Origin of the sequence: Streptomyces hygroscopicus subsp. hygroscopicus, assembly GCF_001553455.1 — a bacterium.
GTDB lineage: Bacteria > Actinomycetota > Actinomycetes > Streptomycetales > Streptomycetaceae > Streptomyces > Streptomyces hygroscopicus.
Window position 1 is genome coordinate 22,202 of sequence record NZ_BBOX01000086.1, and the last position, 10,063, is coordinate 32,264.

10 protein-coding genes and 1 pseudogene are annotated in these 10,063 nt (G+C 74.0%); 7 read left to right on the top strand and 4 right to left on the bottom strand.

Going from position 1 to position 10,063, the window contains the following annotated elements:
* Positions 1-277 precede the first annotated feature (277 nt).
* Positions 278-1,183 carry a DUF3027 domain-containing protein gene (locus AXW62_RS09730; protein WP_060944153.1) on the bottom strand — a complete coding sequence of 302 codons (906 nt, stop codon included), beginning with the start codon at positions 1,181-1,183 and terminating at the stop codon, positions 278-280.
* Positions 1,184-1,605: 422 nt separating this feature from the next.
* Here AXW62_RS09730 and AXW62_RS09735 point away from each other — a divergent pair, with 422 nt between their 5' ends.
* From AXW62_RS09735 to AXW62_RS09750, 4 genes are all read left to right on the top strand, one after another.
* Positions 1,606-3,030 carry an MFS transporter gene (locus AXW62_RS09735; protein WP_060944160.1) on the top strand — a complete coding sequence of 475 codons (1,425 nt, stop codon included), beginning with the start codon at positions 1,606-1,608 and terminating at the stop codon, positions 3,028-3,030.
* A gap of 352 nt (positions 3,031-3,382) precedes the next feature.
* Positions 3,383-3,889 (top strand): hypothetical protein, encoded by a 507-nt coding sequence (locus AXW62_RS09740; RefSeq protein WP_030828378.1) that lies wholly within the window; start codon positions 3,383-3,385, stop codon positions 3,887-3,889.
* Between the two features lie 223 nt (positions 3,890-4,112).
* Complete coding sequence (gene mqnB / locus AXW62_RS09745) at positions 4,113-5,081, top strand: futalosine hydrolase (protein WP_060944154.1); 969 nt, start codon at positions 4,113-4,115, stop codon at positions 5,079-5,081.
* Positions 5,078-5,944 (top strand): 1,4-dihydroxy-6-naphtoate synthase, encoded by an 867-nt coding sequence (locus tag AXW62_RS09750; RefSeq protein ID WP_060944155.1) that lies wholly within the window; start codon positions 5,078-5,080, stop codon positions 5,942-5,944. The genes mqnB and AXW62_RS09750 overlap by 4 nt, the downstream gene beginning before the upstream one ends.
* 127 nt (positions 5,945-6,071) lie before the next feature.
* Here AXW62_RS09750 and AXW62_RS46630 read toward each other — a convergent pair whose 3' ends face one another.
* The gene (locus AXW62_RS46630) at positions 6,072-6,455 is read right to left on the bottom strand and encodes a cold-shock protein (protein WP_030828368.1); all 384 of its coding nucleotides are present in this window, start codon (positions 6,453-6,455) and stop codon (positions 6,072-6,074) included.
* Between the two features lie 168 nt (positions 6,456-6,623).
* Between AXW62_RS46630 and AXW62_RS09760 the strand changes: the two genes are divergently transcribed.
* Complete coding sequence (locus AXW62_RS09760) at positions 6,624-6,926, top strand: hypothetical protein (protein WP_060944156.1); 303 nt, start codon at positions 6,624-6,626, stop codon at positions 6,924-6,926.
* 298 nt (positions 6,927-7,224) lie between these two features.
* On the opposite strand, the gene AXW62_RS09765 is transcribed toward AXW62_RS09760, so the two are convergent.
* On the bottom strand, positions 7,225-7,956 hold the full coding sequence (locus AXW62_RS09765; RefSeq protein WP_079115550.1) for an HAD family hydrolase: 732 nt from the start codon (positions 7,954-7,956) through the stop codon (positions 7,225-7,227).
* A 79-nt stretch (positions 7,957-8,035) separates the two neighbouring features.
* Between AXW62_RS09765 and AXW62_RS40635 the strand changes: the two are divergent.
* Positions 8,036-8,299: pseudogene (locus AXW62_RS40635) on the top strand (iron chelate uptake ABC transporter family permease subunit); the annotation flags it as partial.
* 73 nt (positions 8,300-8,372) lie between these two features.
* Here AXW62_RS40635 and AXW62_RS44425 read toward each other — a convergent pair.
* Entirely contained in the window at positions 8,373-9,695 is a 1,323-nt protein-coding gene (locus AXW62_RS44425; protein ID WP_060944158.1) for a hypothetical protein, read from the bottom strand.
* Positions 9,696-9,880: 185 nt separating this feature from the next.
* On the opposite strand from AXW62_RS44425, the gene AXW62_RS09780 reads away from it, so the two are divergent.
* Positions 9,881-10,063 (top strand): hypothetical protein (locus AXW62_RS09780; protein ID WP_159060847.1); only part of this gene is annotated, 183 nt, incomplete at its 3' end.

Here is a 10,063-nt window from a genome sequence, read left to right on the forward strand (position 1 = left end):
CGGCTCGGGCGAGCCGGAGGGCCAGCCGAGCCGGGCGAGCCGGAAGGCGAGCCGACCCGGGCCAGCCGCAGGGCCAACCGAGCCGAACGAGCCGGAAGGCGAGCCGAGCCGGGCGAGCCGAGCTGGACAAGCCGAGCCGGGCGAGCCGAGCTGGACAAGCCGAGCCGGGCGAGCCGAGCCGGGCGAGCCGAGCTGGACAAGCCGAGCCGGGCGAGCCGAGCCGGGCGAGCCGAGCTGGACAAGCCGAGCTGGGCGCGCCGAGCCGAGGCGGGCCGCCTCAGCTGTGGCCCAGTTCCTCCGGCGGGGTGTCCGGCTCGACGGAGCCGCTCGCGCGGTCCGGGTGGAGCGGCAGCGGTTCGACAACGGTTTCGTCCACGACGGGCGGGGCCGGACGCGGGGGCTTGGGCATGACGGCCGCCTCGGAGTGGGCGCCGCAGCCGTACGCGAGGGAGACGACGCGGCCGTCCGCCGGGCTGAACTCATTCGCGCACACCCCGAACGCCTGCCCCAGCGAGCCGCCGAGGGCCACCAGGAAGCCGCAGGTGGCGCAGGTGCCGGGGGCCGCCTGGGCCATGGGGGTCTTGGCCCCGTACGCCTCGTCCCAGCGGTCGGCCGCGATGTGGAGGCCGTAGCGGGACAGCACCCGGGCGCGGCGCATGCCCAGTTCCTCGGCGACGGCCGCGATCGAGCCGGTCGTGGGGGCGACCGCCTGGGCGGCCGGGGCGCCGGCCGTCACATCGGCCTCCTCCACCGCCGCGAGCTGCTGCATCTCCTCCGAGACCACCGAGTTGGGCGGCGGGGCGTCCTCGCCCGTGTAGCCCGGCTCCAGGCGCAGGTCGTCGGCGTCGGTGGGGAGCAGATCACCCGGTCCCATGTCGCCGGGGCGCAGCCGCTCGCTCCAGGGCACCCATTCGGGCGCGAGCAGCGCGTCGGGCCCGGGGAGCAGCACCGACTCGTCCAGCGTGACGACCTTCGCGCGGGAGGCACGGGTCACGGTGACCGCCCAGCGCCAGCCGCGATAGCCCGGCTCGGCGCTCTTGAAGAGGTGCGTGACCACGCGGTCACCCTCGGCGACGGCGCCCAGATACTCGCCGACCTTCCCCGGGTGGGCGGCTTCCATGGCCGCCTCGCGGGCGAGTTCGACCGCCTCGGCGCACAGGCGGTCGGGGGTACGGCTTCGCATCGCACTCACAGGATCGATTCTCTCTTCCACGCCGTCGCAGCCGTCTGACCTGGTGCGCCAGCCGCACGGCCGGAACGCGGGACCGCGGACGGAGCGGACCATGGGGCCGCGTCGACGTCCGCGCCCATCCGGCCTTCGGGCGCACCTTGTACGTCCCATTTTGCGGGATGGCTACTCGGCACACGGCCAGGAACGACCTTCGGTGGCGCGGTTAGGCACGCTACCTTGTCCGGCCGCGCCAGCCCTACCCCCGTCCCATGACCGCCCCCCGCTCCGGCACCGCGCACCCCCCGCCCAGCTGGCTCGGCAATACCGCGTTTCCGCTGGGCAAAGGGGTGTTGTCGGTGCTCGCCGAGGCCGATGCCGTCCGGAAAGCGGTCGAAGGTCTGACGCCGGGGCCGCGTTGGCTGCACCATGGTCGGGTGGCAGGCGCGCGATGGCACGGCGGCGGCCCGATCCAACGGTCGGGCCGCTGGGTCGTCCATGCGCTCCGCCTCCCCTTCGCCGCCACCGGCCGCGGCATCCGCCGGGCCACCCACGCCCATGGGGCCGGGGAGTCGGGGCTCGGCAAGCTGATCGAGCTGCACGCGGTGAACTCCGCGGGCGACATGCTGGTCACCGTCGCGCTGGCGTCAACGATCTTCTTCTCGGTCCCGACCGACCAGGCCCGCGGCCGGGTCGCGCTCTACCTGGCCATCACCATGGCGCCGTTCGCGCTGCTCGCCCCCGTCGTGGGCCCGCTCCTGGACCGCCTGCCGCACGGCCGCCGCGCGGCGATGGCGGGCGCGATGCTGACCCGTACGGTGCTCGCGCTGACGATGGCGGGCGCGGTGGCGGGCGGCGGCCTCGAACTGTATCCGGCGGCACTGGGCGTCCTGGTGGCCTCCAAGGCGTACGGAGTCATCCGTTCCGCCATCGTGCCAAGGCTGCTGCCGCCCCGTTTCTCACTGGTCAAGGCCAACTCACGGGTCACGCTGGCCGGGCTGCTCGCAACCGGCGCGGCGGCCCCGCTGGGGGCCGGGCTGCATCAGATCGGGCCGAGCTGGCCGCTGTACGGGGCATGCGTGATCTTCTTGCTGGGCGGGTTCCTGTCGTTCACCCTGCCGCACAAGGTGGACTCCGCCAAGGGCGAGGCCAGGGCGCAGCTGACCTCCGGCCAGCGCCCTCTGCATCTGCCGGTGACGGTGCGCAAACCCAGGGCCAGGGTCGGCCGGGCGCGCAGCGCCTTCGGGAGGAGCCGCTCCGGGCGGCCGGGCCTCCGGACGGTCGGCCCCTCCGTACTGCACGCCCTTCAGGCGTGCGCCGCGCTGAAGACCCTGTCCGGATTCCTCACCCTCTTCCTCGCCTTCCTCCTCCGCGACCAGCCGGTGGGCGGGCTCGGTCCCGAGGTCTCGCTCGGCCTGGCAGCGGTCTGCGCGGGCGGCGGCAACGCGCTGGGCACCGCGATAGGCGCCTGGCTGCGGGCGCGCGGCCCGGAGCGGATCATCGCGGTGGTGCTGAGTTCGGCCCTGGCCGTGATCATCGTGTCGGCGGCCTTCTACGGTGCGGTGACGGTCGCCGCCGTGGCCGCCACCGCGGGCATCTCCCAGGCGCTGGGCAAGCTGTCGCTGGACGCGCTGATCCAGCGTGACGTCCCGGAGGAGGTCCGCACCTCCGCGTTCTCCCGCTCCGAGACGACGCTCCAGCTGGCGTGGGTCGTCGGCGGCGCCATCGGCATCGCGCTGCCGCTCCATGGGGTGCTGGGCATGGCGGTCGCCGCGGCGGTGATCGCGCTGGGCGCGGCGATGAGCGTCCGGGGGCTGCTGAGCGCCTCCCGGCAAGGGGTGACGTATCCACGGGTGGCCTGAGCCGGGAGGGGTGGGCGACCTGAGCCGGGAGGGGTGGGCGACCTGAGCCCGGAGGGAGCGGGCGACCTGAGCCCGCAGGAGCGGGAGGTCTACGCCGGGCGGTACGGGCGACCTGAGCCCGCAGGGACGGGTGACCTGAGTCCGGAGAGGCGGCAGGTCTACGCCGGGCGGTACGGGGAGTTGGGCCCGGGTTGGGCCCGGGCAGGGCCCGGGAGGGCGGGAGGTCCGGCCTTCGGCAGGACAGGCGGCCTGGTCGGAAGGGGGAGACGTCGGAGGGGGCCGGACTCCATGAGCGGCCCGCCGAGCCGCACCCCCGCGCGGAGTGACCGGGGCGGCCAGATAGCCTGCCCGCATGACCGCTGCGTTGTTTTCCAGGGGCAAGGGCCGCCGCGCCGTCACCGCCGCCTGTGCCGTGTCCCTCGGGCTCGTCGTCCTCTCCGCCTGCGACAAGCCGACCCCGCTGGCGACGGTGACGGTCGGTTCAAACTCCGTGACGGCCGAGGCGAACAAGGGCTGCTACGGCGATGGCAAGGACCTGAGCTCGAAGAAGTTCAAGGCGTGCCTGACCGCCGAGCCCGAGAAGACGGTCAAGGTGGCCGCCGGGGAGAAGGTGCGGATCGGGGTGGACCCCGAGATCGCCGATTCCGGCTGGGGCCTGATCGCCAACAACCCGGTCATGGCCGAGGCGAGCAAGGAGACGTACCGCAGTTTCGACAGCGACACGCTCTTCGCCAAGCAGAACCCGCAGACCGGCCAGACCACGCTCCAGAAGAAGGTCACGATCACGATCGCCGAACTCGGCAAGAGCGGCCAGGGCGTCAAGGGCATCTGGCGCTTCACCCTGGAACGGGACTCCTGACGTACGGGGCTCCCACGGCCTCCTGCCGGAACACCGCCGTACGGGGCCTGGCCGCGCCGGGAGACCGGCCACGCCAGGCGGCCTGGCCGTGCCGGGACAGCGGCCACGCCGCGACCGCTGTGACTACCGTGACCGCTGCGGCTGACGCGACCGCGGCGAACGCTGTGGCTGCCGCGACCGCCCCTGTGGCTGCCGCGACCGCCGCGACAAGGGGAGGTCACCCATGCGCGTACTGATCGTCACGGCCGTACCCGCCGAGCGGGACGCCGTGGTGCGGGGCGTCGGTGCCACGGCCCCCGAGGTGGCCGAACTCCCCGTCCCCGGCGGGGTGATCCACCGGCTGAGCCCGGCGCCGCTCACGGGCCCGCCGCTCACCGTGGACGTACTGGCCGCCGGGGTCGGCCCGGCCGCCGCGGCGGCCGGAACCGCCGCCGCCCTGACCGCCGCCGCGGTCGCCCGCACCCCGTACGACCTGGCCGTATCAGCCGGTATCGGCGGCGGCTTCAACACCCCGCGCCCCGGCGCCGCCCACCTGGCCCCCGGCACCTCGCACCCCGACACCGGCACCGCACCGGCCAGCTCCGCCGCACTCCCCGACACCGGCCACAGCCGCAGCCCCGACACCGGCCACAGCCCCGGCACCGGCACCGTGCCGCCCGACACCGACACCGCGCCCCTCGGACCGCCCGAGACCGACACCGTGCCGCCCGGTCCCGGCACCGTGCCCCTCGGCTCCATCGTGGTCGCCGACGCGATCGTCGCCGCCGACCTGGGCGCCGAGACCCCGGACGGCTTCACCGCCGTCACCGACCTGGGCTTCGGAACCGTCGAACACCTCCCGCCCGCCCCGCTCGTCGCCGCCGTCGCCGAGGCGACGAACGCCGTGCGCGGCACCGTGCTCACCGTGTCGACCGTGACCGGGAGCGCCGAACGGGCCGCCGAGCTGCTGCGCCGCCATCCGCAGGCCGCCGCCGAGGCCATGGAGGGCTTCGGCGTCGCGGAGGCCGCCGCGGCCCAGTCGGTGCCCGTCCTGGAGGTGCGGGCGGTCTCCAACACCGTCGGCCCGCGCGACCGCGCGGCCTGGCGGATCGGGGAGGCGCTCGAGGCGCTCACGGGCGCGTTCGGAACCCTCGCCCCCCTCCTCCCCCTCCTCGGCACCTGGACCTCGGACCCGGAAGGAACCCGGCAGTGACTGAGCCCCTGAAGATCGCGTACTCCCCGTGCCCGAACGACACCTTCGTCTTCCACGCCTGGGCCCACGGCCGCGTCCCCGGCGCGCCCGCGCTCGATGTCACCTTCGCCGACATCGACATCACCAACGGGATGGCGGAGCGCGGTGAGTTCGACGTGCTGAAGGTGTCGTACGCCGTGCTGCCCTGGGTGCTGGACGACTACGCGCTGCTGCCCTGCGGCGGGGCCCTGGGCCGCGGTTGCGGTCCGCTGGTGCTCACCCGGGAGCCGGGTGACGGGCCGGAGCCGACCGCGAAGGACCTGGCGGGGAAGACGGTCGCGGTGCCGAGCGAGCGCTCGACCGCGTATCTGCTCTTCCGGCTGTGGGCCGCCGCCGAGGTGCCGGGCGGGGTCGGCGAGATCAAGGTGCTGCCGTTCCACGCGATCATGCCGGCGGTGCGGGACGGCGAGGTCGACGCCGGGCTGGTCATCCACGAAGCCCGGTTCACCTATCAGAATTACGGCCTGCACTGCCTGGCCGACATGGGCGAGCACTGGGAGCGGACCACCGGTCTGCCGATCCCGCTCGGCGCGATCGTCGCCAAGCGCTCACTGGGCGCCGAGCGGCTGCGGGAACTCACCGACGCCATCCGGACATCGGTACGGATGGCGTGGGACGACCCGGCGGCCTCGCGCACGTACGTCCTGGAGCACGCCCAGGAGATGGACCCGGCCGTCGCCGATCAGCACATCGGGCTGTATGTGAACGAGTTCACCGCCGACCTGGGCGAAAACGGCTACGCCGCGGTGCGCGGGCTGCTGACCCGCGCGGCGGCCGAGGGGCTGGTGCCGCCCCTCGGCCCCGGGGCGCTGGATATTGTCTGAATTCCGCCCGATTTCTGGCTTGTTCCGTACGGTATCGGCTGCCGGAATCCGTCCGATTCCGGCGGACGCGAGATGTCGTACGGGCCGAGCCGGTGTCGTACGAGCCCGGCCGATCAGGTCATACGTCTCATACGTCGAGCTGGTCGGCCACCGCCCGCAGCATGCCCGCGATCTTGTGGCCGTGTGCCTTGTCCGGGTAGCGGCCGCGCTCCAGCTGCTGCGTCACGTTCTCCAGCAGGGTGGTCAGGTCCTGGACGATCGACGCCAGCTCGTCCGGCTTGCGCCGCTGGGCCGCCGCGACGGAGGGGGTCGGCTCGAGCACGGTGACGGACAGTGCCTGGTCTCCGCGGTTTCCGGCTACTACGCCGAATTCCACGCGCTGCCCCGGCTTCAGGGAGTCGACGCCTTCCGGGAGCACCGACGAGTGCACGAAGACGTCGCCGCCGTCATCGCGGGAGAGAAAGCCGAAGCCCTTCTCACTGTTGAACCACTTGACCTTGCCGGTAGGCACGTCTGTCTCGCCCTCGTCGCTCGTCGGAAAACACGGAAAAACAGCTCTGGATAGCACTACAGCGGGTCGTAAGACCCGCCACCACCAAGGCTAATGGTCCGGAGCCTGGTGACAAGACGTACCCGGGTGGTTCCTGTGCGCGCTCTGGCACGGATCTACCCTGGTGCGGTGAGCAATGAAACCCCGCACAGTGGAACCTCCTCCCCCGCCCGCGGGGAGGGGCCCGGGCCCGGCGACGGGCTCATCCGGTCCGGTGTCATCGTCTTCGCCATCGGAGCGGTGGCCACCCTCGTCACCGTCGCACCGCTCTTCCTGGGCGCGGATCCGCTGCCCTCGGCGGCGTACTTCGTGTGCATGCTGATGGGCGTCGGCTTCGCCCTCGCCGCCGCCGGACTGCTGCGGTCCATCGCGGCACAGCGGCGCGAGGCCGCGGCCGGCCGGGCCGCCGCCCACACCCCGCCGACCGGGTGAATCGGCTCGGGGCCGATCAGCCCTGACGGCCGGGACCGGTCCACGGGCGGAACCACGGACCGACCACGGACCGAACCACCACAGGCCGCTTCGCTTCGGGCCGGGCAGCCCCGACGGCCGCGGCCCGGCCGACCCCGGGCCGGACAGCCCCGACGGCCGCGAGCCGAACCACGGCCCGATCCCACGGACCGATCCCACGACCCCGGTCCGCCCCGGGCCGATCCCCCGGTCCGCCCTGGGCCGATCCCCCGGGTCGATCCCAGGGCCCGATCCCACGGACCGGTTCGCCCCGGGCCGGTCAGGCTCCCGGGCGACCGGCTATGTGACCCGCCAGCCAGGCCGGGAACGCCGTCAGATCGTCCAGGACGACATCGGCGCCGGCCGCGAGCAGCTCATCCGCCGCGCAGGGCCCGGTGGCGACCGCCACGGACAGCGCACCGGCCGTACGGGCGCCCCGTACGTCGCCCGTGTGGTCCCCGACGTACACCGTCGCCCCGTACTCCCGCAGCGCCTCCGCCTTGGCCTCGGCCCACAGCCAGCCGATGACCGCGTCCGCCTCGATGCCCAGGTGGCTCAGGTGCAGCTTGGCGTTGGGCTCGTGCTTCGCGGTGACCACGATCGCGCGGCCCCCGGCCCGCTGCACGGCCTCGATCGCCGCACGCGCGCCCGCCATGGCGGGGGTGGGCGTGATCGCGTACTCCGGGTACAGCTCGCGGTAGAGCTGGCCGACCTCCTCGATGCGCTCGTCGGGGAACCAGTGCACCAGCTCCTGCTCCAGCGGCGGGCCGAGCCGGGTGACGGCGAGGTCGGCGTCGATGTAGGTGCCGGTCCGGGCCGAGAGTTCCTCGTACGTCGCCTTGATGCCCGGCCGCGAGTCGATGAGGGTCATGTCGAGGTCGAAACCGACGGTCACGGTGTGTGACGCGGCATCCGGAGCGAGGTCCGGGGCGGTGGTGCTGGCCGTGGGCGAAACGTGCGGGTCGGTGGTGGTGGCGGTGGACGGAGCGGAGTGCGAAGACATGCCCGTCATTGTGCCTCGGCCCGCCCCATACACTGAGCGTCACCTTACTTCGTAGCCGAACTTCGTAGCCGACGAGCGAACGGAAGCGATGACCGCCGACCGGACCAGCAGCCGCACGTCCAGAGCCTCCCTGGTCCGGCGTCGCCTCGGCTGGACGGCGGCGGCCGTCGTCGCCCTGCTGCTCGCCATCCTGCTGAGCCTCGCCGTGGGCAGCCGCCAGATCGCGCCGAGCGCGGTCCTGGACGCGCTGCTGCACGGCGGTTCGAGCGACGCCGCCGACGTCGTACGGTCCCTGCGGCTGCCGCGCACGGTGGTCGGCGTGCTGGTCGGCGCGGCGCTCGCCATGGCGGGCGCCTGGTGCGCCCTCCCGGACCCGCAGCCCCAGCCCCCTCAGCCCCGCCCCGTCGATCGCCCCCAGCGCCGCCTCAGCCCTTGCGCCTCGAACGCCACAGCAGGAACAGCACCGAGGCGGCGGCCGCGCCCCGGACGACGAAGGGCCAGGTCTCGGTCAGCGCGTCCTTCATCCCGTGCTCGGGGATCGGCTCGCCCCACTTGCCGTCGAACCGTCCCCACAGCCAGACCACGGCCCCGGCCGCGACCAGACCGGGCATGCCCAGCGCGGCCCACTTCGCCTCGGCCGGGGAGCGCCGATAGGTGCCGTAGTACGCGATCACCCAGCCGAAGACGATCATGATGGCGTTGCCCAGAGCGGCGCCCGCCACGAGGAGCCCGACCGCCACCAGCAGCACCGGACCGAGTCCGACCAGCCACTTGACGCCGCCCCCGCCCCCGGACTGGCCGTCCGCCTTACCGGGCCCGAGCAGCACCCGGCGCAGCGGACCGCGCCGCTTGCCCCCGGCCTTCGCCTTCGCCTGGGCCTCTGCCTCCTCGGCGGCCTGAGCCTCGGCGGCAGCCGCCTCCGCCGCCGCCTTCTCCTCGGCCTCCCGCCGCTGCTGACGCCGCTGGCGCTCCTGCTCGGCCCTCTTGCCGCCGCCGAGCAGTTCGGGGATCTCGATCCCGCCGGTGAACCCCTCGACCGAGCCGTACTGCGCGTCGCGCTGCTCGGGCTGGGCGAACGGGCCCGGCTCCACATGCCACCAGTCCATGTTGGACTCGCGCGGGCTCAGTTCGTCCTCACCGGCGAGATGCGGCGGCGAGGCGGCGTTGGCCGAGGGTCCGGCGGGCGTGGCGGGCCTCGGCTTGATCAGGGACGGGGCGCCGTCGGCCGGGGTGCCGCCGTTCCGGCTGCCGTTCTGGCCGGGGCCGGCCGCCCCCGGGGCGTTCTCCTCGCGCGGGGTGGGGACCTTACCGGTGAGCCCGCTGCTCTTGGCGAGCCCGGCCAGCTTGTCGCGCGCCGCCCGCGCCGCCCCAGCGGCCCCACGCGACGACGCGCCACCAGCCGCGCCGCCACCGGGCGCGCCACCGACGGCACCAATGCCGGTGGCGCCCCCACCGCCAGTGGCGCCACCGCCGGTCTCCGCGCCCGGCGCACCGCCCGGTCCCGCTCCCGGGTCCGGGGGCCGACCGCCTGCGGCGGCCACCACATCGGCCGGTGAGCCCAGTTTGGACAGGATCCGCTTCACCCCGGCCGGGCTGTCCGCCCCTCCGGTCGCCCGGCGATGGTCGATGTCGGCCCGCAGCCCGGAGACCAGACGCATGCGTTCACCGGACGACAGACCCTGCTGCTGAGCCAGGTCACCGACGCGGCTCAGATAGTCGTAGACGAGCTTCTCGCTCTCGATCCCCACCAAGACCCCTGAGAATGCGCACGGTCGGCGTATCAGTCGCTCCGACGGTACCGCGCGGAACCGTCATCCCGCCGCACCCCCTGCCTCCCGCACCCCGCGGGTACTGTGGATCGAATGAGCAGTTCATGGAATCGGGAGGCATGAGGTGCCCGAAGAGACCAGCTCGCGCAACCGGGAGGCATGAGGTGCCCTCAGACACCGGCCACGGGGACAGCGGCCCACGGGACGGCATCCCACGGGACGGCGGCCGCGACGACCGCGGCCGTGGGGTGCCGCGCACACTCGCCGAGGAGCTGCGCACCCGGCCCGACGACGCCCTCGCCGCCCTGCTGCGTGCCCGCCCCGACCTGCTCTCCCCGGTGCCGAAC